Annotated in this window: 21 protein-coding genes and 1 pseudogene; 19 read left to right on the forward strand and 3 right to left on the reverse strand. The window is 71.4% G+C overall.

Features of this window, described 5'->3' with window-relative positions; genetic code table 11:
- Positions 1–77: 77 nt before the first annotated feature.
- The 6 genes from BMY97_RS16405 (at position 78) to BMY97_RS16430 (ending at position 8,990) form a co-directional block, all read left to right on the forward strand.
- Entirely contained in the window at positions 78–917 is an 840-nt protein-coding gene (locus BMY97_RS16405; protein ID WP_091617707.1) for a sulfurtransferase, read from the forward strand.
- A 645-nt stretch (positions 918–1,562) separates the two neighbouring features.
- Positions 1,563–2,735: an acetoin utilization protein AcuC gene (locus tag BMY97_RS16410; protein WP_091617915.1), complete on the forward strand. Its 1,173-nt coding sequence runs from the start codon at positions 1,563–1,565 to the stop codon at positions 2,733–2,735.
- A gap of 2 nt (positions 2,736–2,737) precedes the next feature.
- Complete coding sequence (locus tag BMY97_RS16415) at positions 2,738–5,839, forward strand: bifunctional acetate--CoA ligase family protein/GNAT family N-acetyltransferase (protein WP_425425280.1); 3,102 nt, start codon at positions 2,738–2,740, stop codon at positions 5,837–5,839.
- Between the two features lie 84 nt (positions 5,840–5,923).
- Positions 5,924–6,523, forward strand: a complete 600-nt coding sequence (locus BMY97_RS16420; protein ID WP_091617708.1) for a TetR/AcrR family transcriptional regulator — start codon at positions 5,924–5,926, stop codon at positions 6,521–6,523.
- Entirely contained in the window at positions 6,520–8,058 is a 1,539-nt protein-coding gene (locus tag BMY97_RS16425; protein ID WP_091617709.1) for an FAD-dependent oxidoreductase, read from the forward strand. Before BMY97_RS16420 ends, BMY97_RS16425 begins: the two co-directional genes overlap by 4 nt.
- Entirely contained in the window at positions 8,055–8,990 is a 936-nt protein-coding gene (locus BMY97_RS16430; protein WP_091617710.1) for an alpha/beta fold hydrolase, read from the forward strand. Before BMY97_RS16425 ends, BMY97_RS16430 begins: the two co-directional genes overlap by 4 nt.
- Before the next feature lie 8 nt (positions 8,991–8,998).
- Here BMY97_RS16430 and BMY97_RS16435 read toward each other — a convergent pair whose 3' ends face one another.
- Together BMY97_RS16435 and BMY97_RS16440 are read right to left on the reverse strand one after the other, a co-directional pair.
- Positions 8,999–10,027: an acyl-CoA dehydrogenase family protein gene (locus tag BMY97_RS16435; RefSeq protein WP_091617711.1), complete on the reverse strand. Its 1,029-nt coding sequence runs from the start codon at positions 10,025–10,027 to the stop codon at positions 8,999–9,001.
- A 10-nt stretch (positions 10,028–10,037) separates the two neighbouring features.
- A complete protein-coding gene (locus tag BMY97_RS16440; RefSeq protein ID WP_091617712.1) occupies positions 10,038–11,219 on the reverse strand; it encodes an acyl-CoA dehydrogenase family protein in 1,182 nt (393 codons plus the stop codon).
- Positions 11,220–11,322: 103 nt separating this feature from the next.
- On the opposite strand from BMY97_RS16440, the gene BMY97_RS16445 reads away from it, so the two are divergent.
- The 13 genes and pseudogenes from BMY97_RS16445 (at position 11,323) to BMY97_RS16505 (ending at position 23,095) form a co-directional block, all read left to right on the forward strand.
- On the forward strand, positions 11,323–11,514 hold the full coding sequence (locus BMY97_RS16445) for a ferredoxin (protein WP_091617713.1): 192 nt from the start codon (positions 11,323–11,325) through the stop codon (positions 11,512–11,514).
- A 50-nt stretch (positions 11,515–11,564) separates the two neighbouring features.
- Positions 11,565–12,458 (forward strand): annotated as a pseudogene (locus tag BMY97_RS16450) (3-oxoacyl-ACP reductase); the annotation flags it as partial.
- Positions 12,459–12,502: 44 nt separating this feature from the next.
- Positions 12,503–13,261 (forward strand): glucose 1-dehydrogenase, encoded by a 759-nt coding sequence (locus tag BMY97_RS16455; RefSeq protein WP_091617715.1) that lies wholly within the window; start codon positions 12,503–12,505, stop codon positions 13,259–13,261.
- A 125-nt stretch (positions 13,262–13,386) separates the two neighbouring features.
- Positions 13,387–14,178 (forward strand): MlaE family ABC transporter permease, encoded by a 792-nt coding sequence (locus tag BMY97_RS16460; protein WP_091617716.1) that lies wholly within the window; start codon positions 13,387–13,389, stop codon positions 14,176–14,178.
- Entirely contained in the window at positions 14,179–15,048 is an 870-nt protein-coding gene (locus tag BMY97_RS16465; RefSeq protein WP_091617717.1) for an MlaE family ABC transporter permease, read from the forward strand.
- The gene (locus BMY97_RS16470; RefSeq protein ID WP_091617718.1) at positions 15,045–16,406 is read left to right on the forward strand and encodes an MCE family protein; all 1,362 of its coding nucleotides are present in this window, start codon (positions 15,045–15,047) and stop codon (positions 16,404–16,406) included. The genes BMY97_RS16465 and BMY97_RS16470 overlap by 4 nt, the downstream gene beginning before the upstream one ends.
- A complete protein-coding gene (locus BMY97_RS16475; RefSeq protein ID WP_091617719.1) occupies positions 16,403–17,440 on the forward strand; it encodes an MCE family protein in 1,038 nt (345 codons plus the stop codon). The genes BMY97_RS16470 and BMY97_RS16475 overlap by 4 nt, the downstream gene beginning before the upstream one ends.
- Positions 17,437–18,468 (forward strand): MlaD family protein, encoded by a 1,032-nt coding sequence (locus tag BMY97_RS16480; RefSeq protein WP_177231373.1) that lies wholly within the window; start codon positions 17,437–17,439, stop codon positions 18,466–18,468. The genes BMY97_RS16475 and BMY97_RS16480 overlap by 4 nt, the downstream gene beginning before the upstream one ends.
- Complete coding sequence (locus BMY97_RS16485; RefSeq protein ID WP_091617721.1) at positions 18,465–19,661, forward strand: MCE family protein; 1,197 nt, start codon at positions 18,465–18,467, stop codon at positions 19,659–19,661. Before BMY97_RS16480 ends, BMY97_RS16485 begins: the two co-directional genes overlap by 4 nt.
- The gene (locus BMY97_RS16490) at positions 19,658–20,842 is read left to right on the forward strand and encodes an MCE family protein (RefSeq protein ID WP_177231374.1); all 1,185 of its coding nucleotides are present in this window, start codon (positions 19,658–19,660) and stop codon (positions 20,840–20,842) included. The genes BMY97_RS16485 and BMY97_RS16490 overlap by 4 nt, the downstream gene beginning before the upstream one ends.
- A complete protein-coding gene (locus BMY97_RS16495) occupies positions 20,839–22,080 on the forward strand; it encodes an MCE family protein (protein ID WP_091617722.1) in 1,242 nt (413 codons plus the stop codon). The genes BMY97_RS16490 and BMY97_RS16495 overlap by 4 nt, the downstream gene beginning before the upstream one ends.
- Entirely contained in the window at positions 22,080–22,568 is a 489-nt protein-coding gene (locus BMY97_RS16500) for a hypothetical protein (protein WP_091617723.1), read from the forward strand. The genes BMY97_RS16495 and BMY97_RS16500 overlap by 1 nt, the downstream gene beginning before the upstream one ends.
- Positions 22,569–22,600: 32 nt before the next feature.
- Complete coding sequence (locus tag BMY97_RS16505) at positions 22,601–23,095, forward strand: hypothetical protein (RefSeq protein WP_425425287.1); 495 nt, start codon at positions 22,601–22,603, stop codon at positions 23,093–23,095.
- On the opposite strand, the gene BMY97_RS16510 is transcribed toward BMY97_RS16505, so the two are convergent.
- Positions 23,092–23,574 carry a hypothetical protein gene (locus BMY97_RS16510; protein ID WP_091617724.1) on the reverse strand — a complete coding sequence of 161 codons (483 nt, stop codon included), beginning with the start codon at positions 23,572–23,574 and terminating at the stop codon, positions 23,092–23,094. The genes BMY97_RS16505 and BMY97_RS16510 overlap by 4 nt on opposite strands.
- Positions 23,575–23,579 lie beyond the last annotated feature (5 nt).

The following is a 23,579-nucleotide window of genomic DNA, read 5'->3' on the forward strand; positions in this document are numbered from 1 at the left end:
CTCGGGGTAACAAGTCCCGGGCGGGGAAAAGTCCGGGCCCGGTGGGCGAAGACCGTCCGGACCTGCAGGATGGGTGCATGCGACCGTTGATCACCACCGCCGAGCTCGCCGCCCTGCCCGCGGGGGAGCGCCCGGCCGTACTGGACGTCCGCTGGCGGCTCGGCGGCCCGCCCGGCGCCGAGTCCTACCGGGACGGGCACCTGCCCGGGGCGGTGTTCGTCGACCTGGACACCGTGCTCGCCTCGCCGCCCGGCGAGGGCGGCCGGCACCCCTTGCCCGATCCGGCCGATCTGCAGCGTGAGCTGCGGAAAGCCGGGGTGAGCACCGGCCGTCCGGTGGTGGTCTACGACGACGCCGACGGCTCGGTCGCGGCGCGGGCGTGGTGGCTGCTGCGCTGGGCCGGGCATCAGGAAGTGGCTGTGCTCGACGGCGGTTACGCAGCGTGGATCGCCGACGGCGGTGCGGTGACCGCCGAAGTCCCGGTGCCTGAATCGGGTGACATCGACGTGGTCCCGGGCAGTATGCCGGTGCTTTCCGCCGACGAAGCCGCTGGGCTGGCACGGGCGGGCGTGTTGTTCGACGCTCGCGCGAGGGCGCGTTACGCGGGCGAGACCGAGCCGGTCGACCCGCGGGCAGGCCACATCCCCGGCGCGGTCAACGCGCCCTCGGCGGAGCACGTCGGCGCCGACGGCCGCTGGCGCACCCCGGCGGACCTCGCCGAGCGGTTCGCCGCCCTCGGCCTCCGCGACGACGCGCCGGCCGGCGCCTACTGCGGTTCCGGTGTCACGGCGTCGTCGGTGGTGCTGGCGTTGGAGGTCGCGGGCCGCGCGGCACCGGCGGCCCTCTACGCGGGCTCGTGGTCGCACTGGTCCCGCGACCCCGCGCGCCCGGCTGCCATGGGCAACGAACCCGGCTGACGCGCCGGGCCTGCCTCGGGCTCGGCGCGCTTCGCAGTCGGGCTCTCTCGGGCCCGGCTTGCCTGGACGCGGTGTGCTTCGGACCGGCCTGCTTCGCACCCGGCCTGCCTCGGGCGTGGGTGTGCTTCGGGCCTGGCCTGCCCTGGGCTTGGTGTGCTTCGGGCCTGGCCTGTCCCGGGCTTGGTGTTCTTCGGGCCTGGCCTGTCCCGGGCTTGGTGTGGTTCGGGCCTGGCCTGCCCTGGGCTTGGTGTGCTTCGGACCTGGCCTGCCTCGGGCGTGGGTGTGGTTCGGACCCCGCCTGTTTCGCACCTGGGCTGCTTCGGGCCTGGCCTGCCTCGGACTGGGGGTGCTTCGGACCCGCCCGTTTCGGACCCGTCTGTTTCGTATCAGGGCTGCCTCGGGTCGGCTTGCTCGGATGTGGCGTGCTTCGGACCCCGGTCTGTCTCGGGCTGCCTGCCCGGACCTGGCCTGCTTCGGACTCGCCTCCTTCGGGCCGGTCTGCTTCGGACCCGCGTGCTGCGGGCTCGGCCAGCCTGGGCGTGGCGTGCTTCGCGCTCGGGGTGCCTCGGACTCGGCTCGGCCGGGGGGTCGCGGCCGAGCTGCGAAGGGCGGCTGGGCGGGCGTCCGGCCAGTACAGTGCTGGTCATGGCATCGCCTGCTGTCGTCTGGGATTCCGCGCTGCTGGGGTACGACCTCGGCGGCGAGCATCCGTTCAACCCCGTCCGGCTGGAGCTCACGGTGCGGCTCGCGACGGAGCTCGGGGTGCTGGACGGGGTGGAGCTGCTCGTGCCCTCCGCCGCGGGCGACGAGGAGCTGCTGCGGATCCACGCGCCCGAGTACCTCGCCGCCGTGAGGGAGGCGCCGCTGGTCGGGTGGGACGTCGGGCACGGGCTGGGGACGACCGACAACCCGGTGTTCAGCGGCATGCACGAAGCGTCCGCGCTGGTGGTCGGGTCGACGCTGCTGGCCGCGCGCAAGATCGCCGACGGCGAGGTCAAGCGGGCGGTGAACATCGCGGGCGGGCTGCACCATGCGATGCGCGACCACGCGTCCGGCTTCTGCGTCTACAACGACTGCTCGGTCGCCATTTCGTGGCTGCTCGACCACGGCTTCGACCGCATCGCCTACGTCGACACCGACGTCCACCACGGCGACGGCGTCCAGGCCGCCTTCTACGACGACCCGCGGGTGCTCACCGTTTCGCTGCACCAGCACCCGTTCACGCTCTGGCCCGGCACCGGCTACTCCGCCGAGACCGGCAAGGACAAGGGCGCCGGCACCGCCGTGAACGTGCCGCTGCCGCCGCACACGCGGGACCCCGGGTGGCTGCGGGCGTTCAACGCCGTGGTGCCCTCGCTGCTCGCGGAGTTCGAACCGCAGATCCTGGTGACGCAATGCGGCGTCGACTCGCACGAGGAAGACCCGCTCGCCGACCTGTCGCTGTCCGTCGACGGGCACCGCACGATCTACGCCACCCTGCGCGACCTCGCCGAGACCTACGCCGGCGGCCGCTGGCTGGCCGTCGGCGGGGGCGGCTACCAGCTGATCCGGGTGGTCCCGCGGTCCTGGACGCACCTGATCGCCACCGTGCTGGACCGGGACGTCGCGCCGGAGACGCTGCTGCCGCCGGGCTGGGTCGACGCCGTCACGCGTGCCGCGCCGGCCGCGGAGATCCCGCGCGCCATGACCGACGACCGGGACACGACGTTCAAGCCATGGGGCGACGACGCCGACGAGCCGGTGGACATCGCCATCCGGGACACCCGCCGCGCCGTCTTCCCGCTGCACGGGCTGGACCCGGACGATCCGAGGGACTGACCATGCCCCAAGACGACACCACACCGGCCGAGGGGAACACACCCGGCAGCAACACGGCCGACAGCCGCGGCAACCTGTCCAGCGGCGACGAAGCCAGCGGCGGCAACTCGCCCAGCGGCGGCCAGCCTGGTGGCGGTGACTCGCTTGGCGGTGGCCAATCTGGCGGCCAGCCCAACGGCGGCAAACCTAGTGGTGGCAACGTGTCCAGCAGTGACTCGTCGGGTGGTGGCCAATCCGGCAGCAAACCCAGCAGCGGCAAACCCAGCAGCGGCAAACCCAGCAGCGGCAACGAGTTCAGCAGCGACTCACCCGGCGGCAGCAAACCCGCCGGCCAATCCGGTGGCGGCACCAACCCCGCCGACCACCAGCCCGGTGACCAAGCAACAGCCGACCGCCCCGTGGCGAACGACAGTGACCGGAAAGGTCTTCGCGAGCCGTTTGACTACCCGCGGGACTGGGAGGCCGACGTGGTGCTCTCCGATGGGGGGACGGTGCACCTGCGGCCGGTCGTGCCGAGTGACGCCGATGGGCTGGTCGCGTTGCATGGGCGGCTTTCCGAGCGGACTCGTTACTTCCGGTACTTCGGGGCGTACCCGCGGATCCCGCCGCGGGATCTGGTGCGGTTTTCCACCGTCGACCATCACGACCGGGTTGCGTTCGCGGCGTTGCTCGGGGACGACATCGTCGCGGTGGGGCGGTACGAGCGGCTTGACCAGGGGCCTTCGGCCGAGGTCGCGTTCCTGGTGGACGACCGGCATCAGGGGCGCGGGCTCGGCTCCATCCTGCTGGAGCACCTGGCCGCGGCCGCGTCGGAGAGCGGGCTGCGGAGGTTCGTCGCCGAGGTGCTGAGTGAGAACGCCGCGATGGTGCGCGTGTTCCGCGACGCCGGGTACCAGGTCAGCCGCGCGATCGAAGAGGGCGTGCTGCACCTGGAGTTCGACATCGACCCGACGGAGGAGTCGCTGGCCGTCGCGCGGTCGCGGGAGCAGGCGGCCGAGGCGCGCAGCGTGCACAACCTGCTGCATCCCCGTTCGGTCGCGGTGATCGGCGCGTCCACGGACCACATGAAGGTCGGCCACGTCGCGTTCCGGAACCTGCTCAGCGCCGACTTCACCGGCACCGTCTACCCGGTCAACCCCGAGCACCGCTCGGTCCGCGGCGTGCGCGCGTACCCCTCCGTGCTCGACATCCCCGACCCGGTCGACCTCGCGCTGGTCGCGGTGCCGGCGGAGGCCGTCGAGTCCGTGCTGGACGCCTGCCTGGCCAAGGGCGTGAAGACGCTGCTGATCGTCTCCGGCGGCTTCGGCGAGTCCGGGCCGCTGGGGCTGCACGCGGAGCTGCGGCTCGTCGGCGAGGCCCGCGCGCACGGCATGCGCGTGGTCGGGCCGAACGCGCTCGGCGTGCTGAACACCGCGAAGGACATCCGGCTGAACGCGACGCTCGCGCCCGTCCTGCCGAAGCGCGGCCGCACCGGCTTCTTCTGCCAGTCCGGCGCGCTGGGCACGGCGATCCTGGCCGACGCCGGCTCGCGCGGGCTCGGGCTGTCCACCTTCGTCTCGGCCGGCAACCGTGCCGACGTCTCGGGCAACGACCTGTTGCAGTACTGGGAAACCGACCCGGAAACCGATCTCGTGCTGCTGTACCTGGAGTCGTTCGGCAACCCGCGCAAGTTCGCGCGGCTGGCGCGGCGGCTGGGGCGCAGCAAGCCCATCGTCGCGGTCAAGTCGGGGCGGCACGCGGTGCGGCCGCAGCTGGCGGCGACGTCGGCGGAGGTCGACGAGGCGAGTGTGAAGGCCCTCTTCGAACAGGCGGGCGTGGTGCGCGTCGAGTCGCTCGCGCAGCTGTTCGACACGGCGCTGGTGTTCGCGCACCAGCCGCTGCCGGCCGGGCCGCGGATCGGGATCGTCGGCAACTCCATCGCCATCGGGCTGCTGGCCGCGGACACCGCGCGGTCGCAAGGGCTGCGGCTGGCCTTCGACCCCGTCGACATCGGGCCGCAGGCCGGGCCGGAGGAGTTCGCCGCCGCCGTGCGCGAGGCGCTGGACTCGCCGGACACCGACGCGTTGATCGCCGTGTTCGCCCCGCCCGTCGCGATTCCGGGCGCGGCGTACGCGCGGGCGTTGCGCGAAGCGGTTGTAGAACTCAAGCAGAGCAAGCCGATCGTCTCGACGTTCCTCGCCGCCGAAGGGGTGCCGGACGAGCTGGCCGTGCTCTCGGACGACGGCGTGCCGACGCGCGGTTCGATCCCTTCGTACCCCAGCCCGGAGCGCGCGGTGGACGCGTTGGCCCGCGTCGTCCGGTACGCCGCCTGGCGGCAGCGGCCGCAGGGCGCGCTGGTGCGCCCGGGCGGAATGCACGTGGAGCAGGCGCAGGAGCTGGTGCGGGAACTGCTTTCGGACGAGGAGGGCCACGCCACACTGCTCTCGGACGACGACGTGGTGCGCCTGCTCGGCTGTTACGGCGTGGCCGTGGTCCCGTTCCGGGTCGTGTCCACTGTGGACGACGCGGTGGCGGCGGCCGCCGAGCTGGGCTACCCGGTGACGCTCAAGGCCGTCGACGAGCGGCTGCGCGGCCGGCCGGACCTGGCCGGCGTGCGGCTGGACCTGACGTCGGAGGACTCCGTGCGCGTCGCCTACCGGGACCTGCGGGAGGTTTCCGGCGAGGACGACGTCTACGTGCAGCGGATGGCGCCGAAGGGCATCTCGTGCGTGATCGGCCTGCAGGACGACCCGTCGTTCGGCACGCTCGTGTCGTTCGGGCTGTCCGGCCTGGTCAGCACGCTGCTGGGGGACCGGGCCTACCGCGCGGTCCCGCTGACCGATGTGGACGCGGCGACGCTCATCCGCGAGCCCCGCACGTCGCCGCTGCTCACCGGCTACCGCGGCGACGAGCCCGCGGACCTCGCCGCGCTGCAGGACATGGTGTTACGCGTGGCCGCGCTGGCCGAGGACAACCCGGAGGTCCGCTCGCTGTCGCTGGACCCGATCCTGGCCTCGCCGGACGGCGCCTTCGTGGCGAACGCCCGGATGGTGCTGGGCCCGCCGCCCAGCCGCCCGGACACCGGCCCGCGCCGCCTGCGGCACATCACGCCGGCCGACTCCTGACCGCGCTGTCTATCAGTTGATTGACATTCGCGGCGGTGCCTGCGTACCGTCGGTGTCAATCAACTGATAGACACAGGAGGGGCGATGGCACCGCGGCGTGCGCAGGCGGGGGAACGGGTCGACCGGAAGCGGCGGGATCTCGTGGTCGCCGCGTACGAGACGATCGTGCGCACCGGGCTGGCGAACCTCCGGACCCGGGAGGTCGCGGCCGCGGCGGGCATCACCGTGGCGACCCTGCACTACTACTTTCCCGCCAAGGACGACCTGGTGCGGGCGGTGCTGGAGTACGCCATCCGGGAGCGGATCGTGGCGGCGCTGGCGGTCGAGGACGTGCCCGGCGGGCTGCGCCGCATCCGCGCGATGGTGGGCGCGCTGCGCGCCCGGGCCGCGGCCCAGCCGGGAATGTTCCGGCTCCTGCACGAAATGATCTGGCTGTCCCACGACGATCCGGCGCTGGCCACGCTGCTGGCCGGCTGGCACGGGGAGTGGCACGAAGCCATCCGGGGCTGGCTCGCCGACGCCCGGGCCGCCGGTGAGGTCCGGCCGGACCTCGACCTCGCGGAGACGGCCACCGCGTTGATGTACCTGGTGTTCGGGCTCGTGCTGCGCCCGCCGCTGCCCGGCGGTGTCCCGGACGACGTAACCGCCGCGGTCGAACTGGTGCTGTCCAGGCGGGAATCATGACCGCGGGCGTGCGCGGGCCCGCCGTGCTGGTGGCCGGCGGCAGCCTCGTCGGACTGTGCACGGCGCTGTTCCTGGCTCGCCGCGGCGTCGCCACCCTGCTCGTCGAACGCCACCCCGGGACCGCCGTCCACCCGAGGACGCCGGGCTACAACGCGCGCTCGATGGAGCTGTTCCGCGCCGCCGGGGTGGAGCGTGCCGTGCGGCAGGCGGGTCCGTGGCAGCTGGACGGGTCGGGGCTGCTGGTGGCTGCCACGTTGACCAGCGAGCAGGTGCGGTGGCTCGAGCCACCGGCGATGCGCGGCCCGACGGATGATTTCTCCGGCCTCACACCGGCCGAGCCGGCCGTCCTCAGCCAGGACCTGCTGGAGCCGGTGCTGCGCCGGCATGCCGAGGCGGCCGGTGCGGTGCTGCGGTTCGGCACGATGCTGGAGTCCTTCCACGACGACGGTGATCGCGTCACCGCCGTGCTGCGTGATCTCGAGACCGGCGCGACCCGGGAAGCCACGGTCGACTACCTGGTGGCGGCGGACGGGGCGGACAGCGCCATCCGCGCCCGGCTCGGCATCGGGCGCGACGGGCCCGGGGTGCTCGACCACCAGGCGGGGATCACCGTTCGCGCCGACCTGTCCGCCGTCCGGCACCGGTTCGCCGTGGGCAAGATCGACAATCCGGAGGTTTCGGCGATGGTCCGGATCGTCGGCGACCGGCTGACGATCAACGTCGGCTATCGGCCCGGCGACGGCGAGTCGATCGACCGGTTCACCCCCGATCGGTGCGTGGCGCTGGCCCGCGTCGTCGTCGGAATCCCCAGCCTGGCCGTGACCCCGCTGGGCGTGTCCGCCTGGCAGCCGAGCGCCGCGGTGGCCCGGCGGTTCTCGGCGGGCCGCGTGTTCCTGGCCGGCGACGCCGCGCACGTGATGCCGCCCAGCGGCGCGTTCGGTGCCAACACCGGCATCCAGGACGCCTACAACCTCGCGTGGAAGCTGGCTCTGGTCCTGGACGGCTCCGCGCCGCCGCGGCTGCTGGACAGCTATCACACCGAGCGGCGGCCGGTCGCCGAAATGACCGTGGGCCAGGCACTGCACCGCGGCCGTGCCTGGTTCGGCGAACCGTACCCGGTCAGCGGGGCCATGCTCGACGACGTGACCGTCATGTTCGGCTACCGCTACGGCCCCGGGCCGGTGACCGAAGACCCCGGCGCCCCCTCGGGAGAACCCGGCACCCGGCTGCCGCACGCGTGGGTGACCCGCGGCGGTCAGCGGATGTCCACTGTGGACTTGTGGGCGGCTGGCGCCGTGCTGCTGACCGGTCCGGGCGGCGCGCCGTGGCGCGACACCGTGCCCGCCGGAGTCGAGGTGGCCGAGCTGGGACCGGACGACTGGGACCGCGTGGGTGATGGCGGGACGGGCGCGATGCTGATTCGCCCGGACGGCTTCATCGCCTGGCGAAGCGAATCGAGCCCGCGGGATACGGCGGTGCGCGACGCCGTCGCCGGGATGCTGGCGGGCAACACGGACAAGGAGATCTTCCGATGACGGACACGTATCTGCTCGACCGTGACCGCCGGGACGCGCCCGTGGCCGAAGCCGGGATCCGGCACCAGGTCACCGCCGTGGACGGGGTGCGCATTCACTCGGTGATCGCCGGGAACGGGCCGCTGGTCGTGCTGCTGCACGGGTTTCCGCAGAACTGGCGCGAATGGCGGCACGTCCTGCCGGACCTCGTCACCGCCGGGTACACGGTCCTGGCGCCGGATCTGCGCGGGTTCGGCGGCTCCGACAAACCACTGGACGGCTACGACGTCCGGTCCGTCGCCACCGACATGAGCCGCCTGGTCACCGCGCTCGGCTTCGACGCCGCCGACGTCGTCGGCCACGACACCGGGTCGTCGACGGCGTACGCGTGGGCCGCCGTCCGCCCCGAGCAGGTCAGAACCGTGACCTTGACCGAGGCGATCCCCGCCGGCCTCGGCGCCGCCGGCGCACCCGCCGGTCCCACGCTGCACGACAAACCGATGTGGCACTACGGCTTCCTGAGCACCCCCGACCTGCCCGAGGCGCTCATCCCTGGCCGGGAACGCGAGCTGCTCACGTACTTCTTCCGGGCCGCGGCCCACGACCCCACCACCTTCACCGACCACGACATCGACGCCTACGCTGCCGCGCTGGCCTCACTCGGCGCGCTCCGCGGCGCCCTCGCCCACCACCGGGCCCGCGACACCTCCCTCGCCCAGAACCGGGAATTCGCGCGGAACCCGCTGACCATGCCCGTGCTCGCCATCGGCGCCCGGCAAAGCTTCGGCGCCCGCGTCGGCGACGCCGCCCGCCAGTTCGCCACCACGGTCACCACCGCCGTCGTGGACCGATGCGGGCACTGGGTCCCTGAAGAGCGCCCGGTCTGGCTCACCCGCACTTTGCTCGACTTCCTCGGCGGCCGGCCGGGATCCGCGGACGCCGGGCTCAGCTGACGAGCGCGTTATCGGGCCAGCAGCGTGCCGAGGGCCAGCAGGTGCTCGGTCGCGCCGCCGCCGGTGAACTCCAGCCGTTTCGCCGCGGCGAAGTAGCGGTGCAGGGGGTGCTCGACGTCGATGCCGACGCCGCCGTGGAGGTGGACGGCGGTGTGCGCGACGCGGTGGCCGGCCTCGCTGGCCCAGTACTTCGCGGTGGCCAGCTCGGCGTCCGCGGGCAGTCCTTCCGAGAGCCGCCAGGCGGCCTGCCACAGGGTGAGCCGCACGGCCTCGACGTCGAGGTACGCGTCGGCCAGCCGTTGGCGGACGGCCTGGAACCCGCCGAGCACGTGGTCGAACTGCTTGCGCTCACGGGTGTACGCCGCTGTCAGTTCCAGCGCGCGCTCCACGACGCCGAGCTGTTGCGCGCAGAGCCCGACGGTTCGGCGACGCCGCAGCCACACCGCGATGTCGCCGAGTGGCAGGCCGGGCGCGTCGGTCAGCTCCACCAGCCCCGCATCGGCGTGGTCGATGGTTCGCTGCGGTGCGATCGAGACGCCGGGCGCGTCCTTCTCGACGACGTACACGCCGCCGGACGCTTCGACGAGCAGCGCGTCCGCGAAGGCTGCGTACGGGACCGCTGTCTGCGTACCGCTGAGGCGTCCGTCCGAAGCAGTGAAGCCGCTGCCGAGCGCGACAGCCAAGACGGCGGAGCCACGGACCACCGGCACCAGCCAGCGTTCGACCAGTTCCGGCGGGCCGAACTCGGCGAGCGCGGAGGCCGCCTGGACCACCGACGCGAGGTACGGCACCGGCGCGACGGCGCGGCCCACCTCCGTCAGCACCGAGCACTGTTCCAGCAGCCCGAAGCCGCCTCCGCCGACGGTCTGCGGCAGGGCCGCGTCGAGCACGCCCGCCTTCGCCAGTACGGTCCACAGTGGAGCGTCGAAGCCGCCGGAGCCGTGTGCTCCCAGCGATTCCGGGGTCACCTGGTCGCCGAGGATCCGCCGGGTGAGTGCGGCCAGGTCCTGCTGCGCCTCGGTGGGGGAGAAGTCCATCACGGGCCTCCTAGCGGGTCACGGGCTGGCCGAGCGCGGCCGCGGCGACGATGTCGCGCTGCACCTCGTTCGTGCCGCCACCGAAGGTGAGGATCAGGGCGGAGCGGTGGAGCCGCTCGATGCGGCCCGCGAGCAGCGCGCCGGGCGAGCCTTCGCGGACGACGGCGCCCGCGCCGAGCACCTCCATCAGCAGCCGGTAGGCCTCGATCGCGAACTCGGTGCCGAACACCTTCGTCGCCGACGCCTCGGCCGGCCCCAGCTCCTTCGCGGCGGCGGCCCAGGCGATCTGCCAGTTGCGCAGCTTCAGGTACTCGGCGTGGGCGTGCACCCGCGCCAGGTGCAGCCGCACCCATTCCGATTCCAGCAGGGGACGGCCGTCGGCGGAGACGGCGGACCGGGCCCACGCCAGCACGTCGTGCAGCGCCGAGCGGATGGGCGCGGCCGAGGTCAGCGCGACGCGCTCGTGGTTGAGCTGGTTGGTGATCAGCGGCCAGCCGGCGTTTTCGTCGGCGATCCGCGAGGTGACGGGCACGCGCACGCGGTCGTAGTAGGTCGCGCTCGTGCCGGGCCCGGCGACGGTGTGCACCTTCGTCCAGGAGAAGCCGGGCGCGGACGTCGGCACGATCAGCATCGACAGGCCCTTGTGCTTGCGCGCGTCCGGGTCCGTGCGCACCGCGAGCCAGACGTAGTCGGCGTACTCGATCAGGCTGGTCCACATCTTCTGCCCGGTGACCACGTAGTCGTCGCCGTCGCGTTCGGCGCGCGTGCGCAGCGACGCGAGGTCCGTGCCCGCCTCCGGCTCGGAGTAGCCGATCGAGAAGTGCAGCTCGCCGGCGGCGATCTTCGGCAGGTAGAACGCCTTCTGGTCCGGGGTGCCGAACCGCATGATCGTCGGGCCGATCGTGTTGACCGTCAGGAACGGCACGGGCACCCCGGCGACGGCCGCCTCGTCGGTGAAGATGAGCTGGTCGAGCATGGGCCGGTCCTGGCCGCCGTACTCGCGCGGCCAGCCCAGCGCGAGCCAGCCGTCCTTGCCCAGCCGGCGGACAATCTCCTTGTACGCCAACCCATCCCCGTACTCGCCGCCGCCGGCGGAAAGGCTCTCGCGCCGGGCCGGCGTCATCAGCTCCGCGAAGTACTCGCGCAGCTCGCCGGCCAGCGCCCGCTGGGCTTCGGTGTGGTCGATCCGCATGTCTCACCTCCGGGCCGCCGCGGGAGCCGTGGTGTGGCACCGGTCCCCGGCGGTAGGCTAGAACCTGTTCTAGTTGTATCAGGTGCGGCGATCAGGAGGAAGCATGGAGGTCGGCGTCGACCGCTCGCTGTGCGAGGCGAACGCGGTGTGTGTCGGGTTCGCGCCGGAGGTCTTCGACCTCGACGAGGACGAGGAACTGGTGATCGCTCCTGGAGCGGTACCCGAAAGTCAGGTAGAACGTGTTTCGCAAGCGTTGACCGGTTGTCCCAGGAATGCCCTGTTCAAACGCGGTTGATCGGGCCTTGCTAGAAACGAGAACAGATTCTAGTCTAGGGTCCGGTCAAACAGGCTTCGACGAGGAGGCTCGCGGTGAGAGTAGCCGTGGTGACGGGTGCCGGGGCGGGACTCGGCCGGGCGGAAGCGCTGGCACTGGCCCGTGAAGGCGCGGCCGTGGTGGTCAACGACGTCAGCGGTGCCGAAGCCGTCGTCGAGGAGATCGAGGCCGGCGGCGGCAAGGCGCTCGCGGTGGCGGGCGACGTCTCCGAGTCCGCGACCGCCGACGCGCTGCTGGCCGCCGCCGTGGAGCACTTCGGCAGCCTCGACATCCTGGTCAACAACGCGGGCGTGCTGCGCGACCGGATGCTCTTCTCGATGACCGACGAAGAATGGGACAAGGTCATCTCCGTGCACCTGCGCGGTCACTTCCTGTCGTCCCGGCACGCCGCTCGGTATTGGCGGGACAAGTCCAAGGCCGAGGGCGGACCGGTGTACGGGCGGCTGGTGAACACCGCCTCCGAGGCGTTCCTCATCGGCTCGCCCGGCCAGCCCAACTACGCCGCCGCGAAGGCCGGGATCGCCGCGCTCACCGTCTCGGCCGCGCGCGGGCTGGCGAAGTACGGCGTGCGCGCGAACGCGATCTGCCCCCGTGCCCGCACGGCGATGACGGCCGACGTGTTCGGCGACGCGCCGGGTGACGGCGTCGACCCGTTGTCGGTGGAGCACGTCGCGCCGTTCGTCGCGTTCCTCGCCTCGCCGGCCGCGGAGAAGGTGAACGGCCAGGTGTTCGTGGTGCACGGCGGCATGGTCGCGCTGCTGCGCCCGCCCTCGGTCGAGCAGCGGTTCGACACTGAACACGGGGTCTGGACCACCGCCGAGCTGGCCGACCGCGTCGGCGCCCACTTCGCCGAGCGCGACCCGGAGCGGATGTTCGCCGCCACGGAAATCCTCGCTCTGCCCTGAGCGCCACACAGAACAGTCGTGCAACTCGATGAGGAGTTGATCTGATGGGCCGGCTCGAAGGCAAGGTCGCGCTGGTCACCGGTGGCGCGCGCGGTCAGGGCGAGGCGGCTGTCCGCGCCTTCGTGGCCGAGGGCGCGCGCGTGGTGATCGCGGACCTGCTCGACGAAGCGGGCGAAAAGCTCGCCGCCGACCTCGGTGACGCCGCGGTGTTCCAGCACCTCGACGTCGGCGACGAGGATGCCTGGACGGCGGCGCTCGAGCGGGTCCAGACCGAGTTCGGGCCGCCGACGGTCCTGGTCAACAACGCCGGTGTCCTGCACTTTTCCGAGCTGGCACGCACCACGCTGGCCGATTACGAGCGCGTGGTCCGGGTAAATCAGATCGGGGCGTTTCTCGGCATGCGCTCGGTCGTTGAACCCATGACCGGGGCCGGTGGCGGCTCCATCGTGAATGTGTCCTCTGTGGAGGGTCTGGCCGGGATGCCGTTCCTCGTCGCGTACACCGCGAGCAAGTTCGCGATCCGCGGGATGACCAAGGTCGCCGCGCTGGAGCTGGGCGCGCGCGGCATCCGGGTGAACTCCGTCCACCCCGGCATGATCGACACCAAGATGGTCTCCGACGCGGCCGGCGCGGACGTCGACGTGTCCTGGGTCGGCAAGAAGGTCGCGCTGGGCCGGGTCGGCCGGCCGGACGAGATCGCGAAGCTGCTCGTGTTCCTCGCGAGCGACGAAAGCTCCTATTCCACGGGCAGCGAGTTCGTGGCCGACGGCGGGGCCACCGCCACGCACGCGTTGAAGGTATGACCGAATCCGGGCGGCAGGCGGCTGAATGGAGTAATCCCGGCGATCCGGACTAGGTAGTGAACACCGCTAACGGAACTCGGGCAGCGGTCATGGACAAGACTCGGGACTGACTACTGGGAGGTGCGGTGGGCGAGACCGGCTCGATCACCCTCCCGGGCACCGCGGCGCTGACCCAGGTCGGCCGGCTCGCCACGCTGTCCTGGGAGGTGCTGCGGGCGATCTTCCGGCGTCCGTTCCAGTTTCGCGAATGGATCCAGCAGTGCTGGTTCTTCGCCAGTGTCACGATCCTGCCGACGGCGCTGGTCGCCATTCCGTTCGGCGCGGTGATCGCGCTCCAGCTCGGTTCGCTGACCGCGCAGATCGGCGCGCAGTCGTTCACCGGCGCGGCCAGCGCGCTCGCCATCGTGCAGCAGGCGAGCCCGCTGATCACGGCGCTGCTGGTGGCCGGCGCGGGCGGCAGCGCCGTCTGTGCCGACATCGGCGCTCGCAAGATCCGCGAGGAGATCGACGCGATGGAGGTGCTCGGGGTCAACCCGATCCAGCGCATCGTCGTCCCGCGGGTGCTCGCCGCGATCGTGGTGGCGGTGCTGCTCAACGGACTGGTCAGCGTGGTCGGCGTGCTCGGCGGCTACTTCTTCAACGTGGTGCTGCAGGGCGGCACGCCCGGGGCGTACCTGGCCAGCTTCAACGCGCTGGCCCAGGTGCCGGACCTGTGGGTGAGCGAGATCAAGGCGTTCCTCTACGGGTTCGTCGCCGGGGTGGTGGCCGCCTACCGCGGGCTGAACCCGGCGGGCGGGCCGAAGGGCGTGGGCGACGCGGTGAACCAGGCCGTGGTGATCACGTTCCTGCTGCTGTTCCTGATCAACGTCGTGCTGACGGCGATCTACCTCAAGATCGTGCCGCCGAAGGCGCTGTAGATGACCGCCGAGCCGATCGAAAAGGCGCCAGCGATCCCGGTGACCGACCGGACGCTGGAGATCATCGCGCGCCCCGGCGCCAGCCTGGAGGGCCTGGGGCGCCAGCTTTCCTTCTACGGCCGCGCGCTCGCCTGGTCCCCGCGCACGATCCGCCGCTACGGCCGCGAGACCACCCGGCTGCTGACCGAGGTCTGCTTCGGCACCGGCGGGCTCGCGGTGATCGGCGGGACGCTCGGCGTGATGATCGGCATGACGCTGTTCACCGGGCTGATCGTCGGCCTGCAGGGCTATTCGGCGCTGAACCAGCTCGGCACCGCCGCGCTCACCGGCTTCATTTCGGCCTACTTCAACACCCGCGAGGTCGCGCCGCTCTCGGCCGGGCTCGCGCTTTCGGCCACGGTCGGCTGCGGGTTCACCGCGCAGCTCGGTGCGATGCGGATCTCCGAGGAGATCGACGCGCTCGAGGTGATGGCGGTGCCGAGCCTGCCGTACCTGGTCACCACGCGGGTGCTGGCCGGGGTCACGGCGGTGATCCCGTTGTACGCGGTGGGCCTGCTGTCCTCGTACCTCGCCTCACGGCAGATCACCATCTGGCTCTACGGCCAGTCCGCCGGCACCTACGACCACTACTTCACGCTGTTCCTGCCCCCGGAAGACGTGCTCTGGTCGTTCGCCAAGGTGATCGTGTTCAGCGTGCTGGTGATCCTGTCCCACTGTTATTACGGCTACACCGCGGAAGGCGGCCCGGCGGGGGTCGGCGTCGCGGTGGGCCGCGCGGTGCGGACGTCGATCGTGCTGATCTCGGTCCTCGACTTCTTCCTCAGCCTGGCGATCTGGGGCGCCAACACCACGGTGAGGATCTCCGGATGAGCACGCGGCGCGAGGTGGTGAAACGGCTCAGGTACCAGCTGCTGGGCCTGATCTTCCTGGTCGTCGCGGCGCTGTTCTTCGCCACCACGATCGCGCTGTACCAGAAGGTGTTCACCCCGGTCACGCTGGTGAAGCTGGAAACCGACCACGTCGGCAGCCAGCTGCGCGTGGGCGGCGATGTGAAGGTGCGCGGGCTGCTCGTCGGCGAAATCCGTTCGGTGCAGTCGAAGGGCGACCACGCGGAGCTGGAACTGGCGCTGCAGCCGGACAAGATCGACGTGATCCCGGCGAACGTCTCGGCGCGGCTGCTGCCGAAGACGCTGTTCGGCGAGCGTTACGTCGCGCTCCAGCTGCCGGACAAGCCGGGCCCGCACATCGCGGCCGGCGACGTGATCCCGCAGGACCGCAGCAGCACGGCGATCGAGATGGAGCAGGTGCTCAACGACGTGATGCCGCTGCTGCAGGCGGTGCAGCCGGAGAAGCTGGCGAGCACGCTCACCGCCGTTTCGACCGCGCTGGACGGGCGGGGCAAGCAGCTGGGGCAGACGCTCACGCAGGTTTCGGACTACCTCGGCAAGCTCAACCCCTCGCTGCCCGACCTCAAGGCCGACATCTCCGGGCTCGCCGACGTCTCCGACATCTACGACAAGGCGGCGCCGGACCTGCTCAACGCCTTGGCCGACCTGACCACCACGAGCCGCACCGTGGTGGAGAAACAGCAGGGGCTGTCCGATGTGTACGCCACCGTGACGAACGCGTCGACCGATCTCACCAGCTTCCTGGAAGTCAACAAGGACAACCTGATCCGGCTCACCACGGCGGTGCAGCCGACGCTCGACGTGCTCGCCAAGTACGCGCCCGAGTACCCGTGCCTGCTGCGCCAGCTGGCGGAGTCCGTGCCGCGGGCCGAGCTGGCGTTCGGCAAGGGCACGGCGCACCCGGAGGTCAGCCGCGTGACCATCGAGTTCACGGCCAGCCGCGGCAAGTACCTGCCCGGCGTGGACGAGCCGAAGTACGACGACAAGCGCGGCCCGCGCTGTTACCCGGAGGTGCCGAAGCCCGGCCACTGGCCGCAGTACCCGCCGGACGGCGCGGTGCAGGACGGCTCCAGCAAGCCCCCGCCGCCGCACGTGCCCGCCGAGACGCTGCCGGGGGAGATCACCTCGGGCGCGATCCCGTCCGGCAGTGGCGCTTCCGGCGGCGCGCCCGCACCTTCGGTGGTGGGCTCGACCGACGAGGAAAACCTGATCAACCTGCTCGCCTCACCGGCGCTGGGCACTTCGCCCGATCAGGTGCCGGGCTGGGCGGGCCTGCTCGTCGGGCCGCTCTACCGGGGGGCGGAGGTGGAGCTGAAATGAGGTCGTTCGTCCCCGCGCTGGTGAAGATCGGCATCTTCGCCGTGGTCACCATCCTGCTCACCGGAATCCTCGCGGCCACCATCGCGAACACCAACTTCGGCACGGCTTCGGGCTATTCCGCGAAGTTCACCGACGCGTCCGGCCTGCAGCCGGGTGACGACGTGCGGATCTCGGGCGTCAAGGTCGGGCAGGTCGGCGAAATCGGTGTGGTCGAAGGGGACCAGAACCTCGCCGAGGTGCACTTCGCCGTCGACGCCGCGTACAAGCTGCCTGAACTGGCGACGGCCACGATCAAGTACCGCAACCTCGTCGGCCAGCGGTACCTCGCGCTCGGCACGGACGTCGGCGGTGGCGGCACGCTGCCGGACGGCGGCGTCATCCCGACCGAGCGGACGAAGCCCGCACTCAATCTCACCGTGCTGTTCAACGGGTTCAAGCCCTTGTTCAAGGCGCTGGACCCGAAGGAGGTCAACCAGCTCTCGGCCGAGATCGTGCAGGTGTTCCAGGGCGAGGGCGGCACGATCACCAGCCTGCTGCAGCACACCGCGTCGATCACCTCCTCGATCGCGGGCAAGGACAAGGTGATCGGCGAGGTGATCGCGAACCTCAACCAGGTGCTGAACACGGTGAACGCGCGCGGCCCGCAGCTCGGTGACCTGATCGACCAGACCCAGCGGCTGGTCAGCGGCCTGGCCGAGCAGCGCAAGCCGATCGGCGACGCCGTGGGCGCGCTGGGCGACCTGACCACGGCGACCTCCGGGCTGCTCGCGGACGCGCGCCCGGCGGTCAAGGACGACGTCGCGCAGCTGGGCATCCTGTCGAAGAACCTCGGCGACTCCGACCAGCTGCTCGACCACCTGCTGCAGGTGCTGCCGGGCAACCTGGAGAAGTTCACCCGGACCCTGAGCTACGGCAGCTGGTTCAACTACTACCTGTGCGGGATCGAGGGCAAGATCGGCATCTCGTCGCTGGACGTGACGCTGCCGGTCATCCCGCTCCCGGCGACCGAGCGCGCGGCGAGGTGTGGTCCGTGAAACCGTTGAAGCAACGCAATCAGGCGGCGGTCGGCGCGGTCACGCTGGTGCTGATCCTGCTCGTCACCGCGGTCACTTACTTCTCCGACAGCATCCCGATGTTCGGCAACGGCACCACCTACTCCGCGTACTTCGCGGAGGCCGCCGGGCTAGCCGCGGACAACGAGGTGGAAGTGGCCGGGGTCAAGGTCGGCCAGGTGACGTCGGTCGAGCTGGGGCACAAGCAGGTGCTGGTGAAGTTCCGGGTGAAGGGCACCCGGGTCGGCGACGCTTCCACGGCGTCGATCGAGATCAAGACGCTGCTGGGGGAGAAGTACCTGGCACTGGTGCCGAAGGGCGGCGGCACGCAAAACCCGGACGCCACCATCCCGGTGAACCGCACCCGCACGCCGTTCGAGCTGCAGGACGCGTTCAACCAGCTTTCCACCACCGTCGGCGACATCGACACGAAACAGCTCGCGGACAGCTTCAACGCATTGTCCGATTCGCTCAAGGACAGCCCGCAATACCTGAAGGACACCCTGTCGGGCCTTTCTTCCTTGTCCCAGACGGTGTCCTCACGCGACGCGGACCTGCACACGCTGCTGGCCAACACGAGCGCGGTGTCCAAGACCCTGTCCGACCGCAACGCCCAGCTGCAGCAGGTGATCGGCGACGGCAACCTGCTGCTGAGCGAACTGCAGCAGCGCCGTCAGCAGATCAGCACCCTGCTCACCGGGACGCAGCAGATCTCGCAGCAGCTGTCCGGGCTCGTCGCGGACAACCGCACACAGCTCAAGCCCACGCTGGACGCGCTGGGGAAGGTGACCGATGTGCTGCAACGCAACCAGGGCAACCTCGACCGCGGGCTGGCGCTGATGGCGCCGTTCGCCCGGGTCGGCGCGAACGCGACCGGGAACGGGCGCTGGTTCGAGGGCTACCTGTGCGGCCTGCTGCCGCCGACGATCACCGCCGCCGGGCTGTCGATCAACCCCGAGGGCTGCACCCCGCCGATCGCGGCGCCGAACCAGGGGGTGGGTGGACGATGACGATCCAGACCCGGAACGGGCGCGACCTCGTGACCTGGCTGGCTTTCGGCTGTGTGGCGGCACTTCTGCTCACCGCCGGGCTGTGGCTGGCGCTGCGGGACAACGGCGGCACGAAGCTTTCGGCGTACTTCGGCAAAACCGTCGGGCTGTACTCCGGCTCGTCGGTGCGGGTGCTCGGCGTGCCGGTCGGCGAGGTCACCGACGTGACGCCGGCGGGCGACGCGGTCCGGGTCGACATGCGGGTGGACGGCGATGTGCCGATCCCCGCGGCCGTCGGCGCCGTGGTGGTCGCGCCCAGCCTGGTCAGCGACCGGTACGTGCAGCTGACCCCGTCGTACGACAGCGGCCCGACGCTGGCGAGCGGGACCGTGCTGGCGCGGGACAAGACCGCGACGCCGGTCGAGCTGGACGACCTGTACGCGAGCCTGGACAAGCTGTCCACCGCGCTCGGCCCGGACGGGGCGAACAAGAACGGTGCCCTGTCGAACGTGCTGGACACCGCGGCCGCGAACCTCAAGGGCAACGGCGCGAACCTCAACTCGACCGTCGGCCGGCTGGCCGACCTCGCCGGCACGCTGGACGACTCGAAGGACGACCTGTTCGCCACGGTGCAGAACCTGGATTCGTTCACCTCGGCGCTGGCGCAGAGCGACAGCCAGCTCAACGAGTTCTACCAGCGCGTGGCCGACGTGAGCGGGTTCCTCGCCGACGATTCCAGCCAGGTCGGGGCGGCACTGTCCTCTTTGGCCTCCTCGCTCGGCGACGTGCAGCAGTTCGTGGCGGACAACAAGTCCGGCCTGGAGTCCAATGTGGGCAAACTGGCGTCGCTGACCAAGGTGCTGGTGGACCAGCGGGCCGCGCTCGCCGAGGTGCTCGACATCGCCCCGACCGGCGCCACGAACTTCATCAACTCCTACGACGCGGCCTCGGGCACCATCGCGGTGCGCGACAACCTCAACGAGATCACCAACCCGCCGATCCTCACCGTCTGCCGGCTGATCAGCGCGGGCACGCCGAAGCAGGTCCCGGACGCGCTCGGCACCATCTGCAAACAGCTCGCGCCGGTGCTCGACGGCACGCTGAAGCTGCCGACCGTGCCGCAGGTGCTGAACTCGCTGCAGAACGGCCAGCTGCCACCGTTGCCCCTGCCGTTGACCGATGTGCTGACGCAGCTTTCGGGCGGTGGCAAGTGAAGCGCGTGAAGCAGCGGCTGGCCGGCGTGCTCGCGGGCGTGCTCGTGCTCGCCGGGTGCAGCGACGGCGGCTTCTCCGGGCTGTACTCCACGCCGCTGCCGGGCGGGCCGGACCTCGGCGACCACCCGTACCACGTCACGGCACTGTTCACCGATGTGCTCGACCTGGTGCCGCAGTCGAGTGTGAAGGTCAACGACGTCGCCGTCGGCCGCGTCGACCGCATCACGCTCACGCCGGACACGAAGGCCGCGCTCGTCGCGATGACCGTGAACGGCGACATTTCCTTGCCTGCCAACGCGCACGCGGAGCTGCGGCAGTCCAGCCTGCTGGGGGAGAAGTTCGTCGAGCTGAGCCAGCCGACGCAGGAGAAGCCGGCCGGGCACCTCACCGACGGCGCGCAGATCCCGCTCGGGCGCACCAACCGCAACCCCGAGATCGAGGAGGTGCTGGGCGCGCTTTCGCTGCTGCTCAACGGCGGCGGCGTCGACCAGATCCAGAACATCAGCCACGAGCTGAACGACGCGCTGTCGGGCAATGAGCCGCAGATGCGCGCGCTGCTGTCCCGAGTGGACGATCTCGCGACCCAGCTCGACGGGCACAAGGCCGAGATCCTGCGCGCGATCGACGGGCTCGGCAAGCTGTCGCACACGCTCGTCGGGCAGACCCGGAACCTCACCACGGCGCTGGACAATCTGGCTCCGGGGATCAAGATCCTGGCCGATCAGCGCGACCAGCTGGTGGGGATGCTGAACGCGTTGAACAAGCTTTCCGGGGTCGCGGTGGACACCGTGAACCGCAGCCGCGACCAGCTCGTGGCGAACCTCAAGGCGCTGGAGCCGACGCTGCAGAAGCTCGGCGAGGCGGGCCAGAACCTGCCGAACGCGTTGCAGATCCTGCTCACCTACCCGTTCCCGGACTACGCGGGCAACACGATCAAGGGCGACTACGCGAACGTCGACGCGACCATCGACCTCGACCTGGACAAGCTGGTGCAGAACTTCACCAACTCCTCGCAGCCGCCGGTCCAGCTGCCGCTCGGCACCGGCACCGGCACCGGCACCGGCACTGGCACTGGCTCGTCGTCGCCGCTGCCGTTGCCGACCACCGCGCCGCCGGCGAAGAACCAGGGCGGCGTCCTCGGCGGCCTGCTCGGCACGCTGCTCGGGGGTGGGGCCGGATGACCAGCCGCAAGACTCGCATCCAGCTCATCGCCTTCGTGGTGATCGCCCTGGTTTCGGTGGTGTACGCGGGCGGGCACTACGCGGGGCTCGACCGGCTCTTCGGCTCGCAGGGCTATCAGGTGACCGTGCAGCTCGCCGACTCCGGCGGGGTCTTCGTCAACTCCGAGGTCGCCTACCGCGGGGTGACGGTGGGCCGGGTTTCGGCGCTGACGCTGACCGGCCACGGCGTCGACGCCCACCTCGACCTCGACTCCGGCGGCCCGGACATCCCCGCCGACCTGCACGCGCAGGTGGCGGACCGGTCCGCGGTGGGGGAGCAGTTCGTGGACCTGCTGCCGGACCACGACTCCGGCCCGTACCTGCACGACGGCTCGGTGATCACGCAGGACCGGACGTCGCTGCCCGCGTCGCCGGACTCCGTGCTGACCCACCTCGACAACCTGGTGGCGAGCGTGCACCCGGACTCGCTGAAGACGGTCGTGGACGAGACCTACAACGCGTTCGCGGGCACCGGGCCGCAGCTGCAGAAGCTGCTGGACAGCACGAGTTCCCTGACTGCCACGGCGGCCCAGTACATCCCGCAGACCCAGGGCCTGCTGGCGAATTCCCGGACGGTGTTCGCCACCCAGGAGCGGCAGGCGGCGAACATCACCTCGTTCGCGAGCGGGCTGAAGACGATCACCGCGCAGCTCAAGTCGTCGGACCCGGACCTGCGCAAGGTGATCGACGAGGCGCCGCAGCTGAGCCGGCAGATCAGCGACGTGCTCGCCACCTCGGGCACCGACCTCGGCGTGCTGTTCGCGAACGCGCTGACCACGGCGCAGATCACCTCGGCCCGCACGGACGCGCTCGAGGAGCTGCTCGTGGCGTACCCGGTGATCGGGGCGTTCTCGCCGACGACCTCGCCGGACGGCACCGGCCACCTCGGCGTGGTGTTCAACTTCTTCGACCCGGCCTCGTGCACGAAGGGCTACGAAGGCACGAAGGAGCGCCCCGCCAACGACACCAGCGAAGCGCCGGTGAACATGAACGCCTACTGCGCCGAGCCGCCGGGCAGCCCGACCGGCGTGCGCGGCTCGCAGAACGCGCCGTACGCGGGCAAGCCGCCCGCCATTCCCGCGGCACCGCAGGCCTCGGCGCAGACCGCGAGCCCGGACGCGAACCAGCTGCCCGGCCTGCTGAGTCAGCTGGGCAAGCCGGCGCAGGGCGGCCTCGGGGCGTTGCTGGGCGGCTCCTGATGCCGGCCCGGCTGCTCGGCGTGGTCGCGGCGCTGGCCGTGCTCGCCGCCGCCTGGTTCGGCTGGTCGTGGTGGCAGGCCGCGCACGACGACTCGCTGGCCCGCGGCCGTGACCGCGACGCGGTGCTGGCCGCCGCGAGCACCGAGCTGGTCACGCTGAACACCATCGACTACCGCACCGGCGCGGCCGACGTCGACCGGTGGATCGGCGCCGCCACCGGCCAGTACGGCCACGACCTCTCCGGCGACCGCCAGCTGCAGATCGACCGCGCGACGAGCACCAAAACCGTGTCGACGGCGTCGCTCGTGCAAGCCGCCGTGACGGAGCTGGACCCGGCGGCGGGCACGGCCCGGCTGATCGCGGTGCTCGACGTCCGCGTCGGCACGGCCGGCGCGGCGCCCGTGCCGAAGCAGTCCCGGCTCACGGTGGACTTCGCGCGCGTCGGCGACGCCTGGAAGGTCGGCGCGGTGCAGGCGGTGGGCTCGTGAAGCGCGGCGGGCTCGCGAAGGGCCGTGCGCTCGTGAAGGGCCGTGCGCTGCCGATCGTCGGCGCCGTCGCGGTGGTGGCGCTCGCGTGTGCGGTGTGGTTCGCCGTGCAGGCTTCGGCTTTGCAGCCGGAGGACAACGCGGCGCTGGTCGACCAGTCCGCCACCGCCGAGCTGTGCGACCAGGTCAGCGCGGGCGTGAAAGCCGTGTTCTCCTACGACTACGGCGATCTCGAACGCACCACCCGCGCCGCCGCCGACGTGCTCACCGGCGCCGCCGTGGACCAGTACCGGACCCAGTTCGCGGCCGCGGGCAAGCGCGCCGCGGCCGGGAAGCTGATCCGCACCACCACGATCCGGTCCATCGGCGTCCGCACACTGCACGGCGACGACGCGTCGCTGCTGCTCTTCCTCGACCAGCAGACCATCACCCCGGGCGGTGGGGCGCCGCAATCGGCGGTCGCGCAGCTCGGCGTCACCGCCCACCGCGCCGACGGGCAGTGGAAGATCACCGGCCTGGACGCGCTCTAGCCGTCCCAGACCCCGGCACCCTGGCGCACCACGACGACCGGCGCCGGGTCCGTGGACGGCCACAGGTCGAGGACGTAGCGGAAGTGCGCGCCGTACTCGAAGTCGTTCCACTCCGCGTCCGGCGGGCCACTCTCCACATAGGACACCCGTACCCGGTAGCGCCCGGGCTCGACGGGCAGGTGGTGCTCCTGGCTCCGGTAGTCCGAGGGACCGGCGACGGTGAGGGTGGCGCCGCGGACCTCCAGATCGGCCTCGACCACGTGCTCGGCGCCGTCGGGAACGGCGGGCCGCGCGGGGTGGACCGAGACCGCCGCCTCGACCAGGTCGGACCGTGCGGTGGCCACGGCCAGCGAGAACGGCTCGACCGCGATCCGGTGGGAGGTCACCGCTTCCCCGGTCCACCCGCCCTCGCCCGGCACCCAGGCCGAGGGGTCGCGCACCGAGAACTGACGCTGGTCGGCGTGAACCACGAGAAGCACGTGCC

This window comes from Amycolatopsis saalfeldensis (assembly GCF_900110575.1).
Classification (GTDB): Bacteria; Actinomycetota; Actinomycetes; order Mycobacteriales; family Pseudonocardiaceae; genus Amycolatopsis; species Amycolatopsis saalfeldensis.

Bases quoted from the DNA above. Each gene is read 5' to 3' on its own strand.
- BMY97_RS16405 (WP_091617707.1), top strand. From the start codon at position 78: ATGCGACCGTTGATCACCACCGCCGAGCTCGCCGCCCTGCCCGCGGGG.
- BMY97_RS16410 (WP_091617915.1), top strand. From the start codon at position 1,563: ATGGCATCGCCTGCTGTCGTCTGGGATTCCGCGCTGCTGGGGTACGAC.
- BMY97_RS16415 (WP_425425280.1), top strand. From the start codon at position 2,738: ATGCCCCAAGACGACACCACACCGGCCGAGGGGAACACACCCGGCAGC.
- BMY97_RS16420 (WP_091617708.1), top strand. From the start codon at position 5,924: ATGGCACCGCGGCGTGCGCAGGCGGGGGAACGGGTCGACCGGAAGCGG.
- BMY97_RS16425 (WP_091617709.1), top strand. From the start codon at position 6,520: ATGACCGCGGGCGTGCGCGGGCCCGCCGTGCTGGTGGCCGGCGGCAGC.
- BMY97_RS16430 (WP_091617710.1), top strand. From the start codon at position 8,055: ATGACGGACACGTATCTGCTCGACCGTGACCGCCGGGACGCGCCCGTG.
- BMY97_RS16435 (WP_091617711.1), bottom strand. From the start codon at position 10,027: ATGGACTTCTCCCCCACCGAGGCGCAGCAGGACCTGGCCGCACTCACC.
- BMY97_RS16440 (WP_091617712.1), bottom strand. From the start codon at position 11,219: ATGCGGATCGACCACACCGAAGCCCAGCGGGCGCTGGCCGGCGAGCTG.
- BMY97_RS16445 (WP_091617713.1), top strand. From the start codon at position 11,323: ATGGAGGTCGGCGTCGACCGCTCGCTGTGCGAGGCGAACGCGGTGTGT.
- BMY97_RS16455 (WP_091617715.1), top strand. From the start codon at position 12,503: ATGGGCCGGCTCGAAGGCAAGGTCGCGCTGGTCACCGGTGGCGCGCGC.
- BMY97_RS16465 (WP_091617717.1), top strand. From the start codon at position 14,179: ATGACCGCCGAGCCGATCGAAAAGGCGCCAGCGATCCCGGTGACCGAC.
- BMY97_RS16470 (WP_091617718.1), top strand. From the start codon at position 15,045: ATGAGCACGCGGCGCGAGGTGGTGAAACGGCTCAGGTACCAGCTGCTG.
- BMY97_RS16475 (WP_091617719.1), top strand. From the start codon at position 16,403: ATGAGGTCGTTCGTCCCCGCGCTGGTGAAGATCGGCATCTTCGCCGTG.
- BMY97_RS16485 (WP_091617721.1), top strand. From the start codon at position 18,465: ATGACGATCCAGACCCGGAACGGGCGCGACCTCGTGACCTGGCTGGCT.
- BMY97_RS16495 (WP_091617722.1), top strand. From the start codon at position 20,839: ATGACCAGCCGCAAGACTCGCATCCAGCTCATCGCCTTCGTGGTGATC.
- BMY97_RS16500 (WP_091617723.1), top strand. From the start codon at position 22,080: ATGCCGGCCCGGCTGCTCGGCGTGGTCGCGGCGCTGGCCGTGCTCGCC.